1 protein-coding gene is annotated in these 255 nt (G+C 69.4%); it reads left to right on the top strand.

The features are described from left to right. Positions 1 to 55: 55 nt before the first annotated feature. The coding region (locus H6A60_RS13365) for a sigma-70 RNA polymerase sigma factor region 4 domain-containing protein (RefSeq protein ID WP_205105349.1) at positions 56 to 255 on the top strand (200 nt) is incomplete at its 3' end.

The raw sequence follows: 255 nt of genomic DNA, 5'->3' as shown, positions 1-255 counted from the left end.
GCTGCAGGAGACGTACACGCGACTGCTAAAGGCGAGGGCGGCGGGGAAGCGCCGGATGTCGGGCGGCTACCTTTTTGTCACGGCGCGCAACATCGCGCTGGATCTCATTCGCCGCCGGGAAATCGTGCCGATGGGCTCGCTGGAGGAGGGGCCGGTCTCGCTCGTGGAGGACGAGCGGCCGAATGCGGCGGAGAGCCTGAGCCGGGACCAAGAGCTGGAACTGCTGCGCGAGGCGATCCGGGCGCTGCCCGAGCG

The sequence above is a fragment of the Sutterella massiliensis genome, assembly GCF_016899755.1.
In the GTDB taxonomy this organism is placed as follows: domain Bacteria; phylum Pseudomonadota; class Gammaproteobacteria; order Burkholderiales; family Burkholderiaceae_F; genus Sutterella; species Sutterella massiliensis.
Note: the sequence above shows the minus strand (reverse complement) of the source record. Positions and strands in the feature narration are given on the sequence as shown.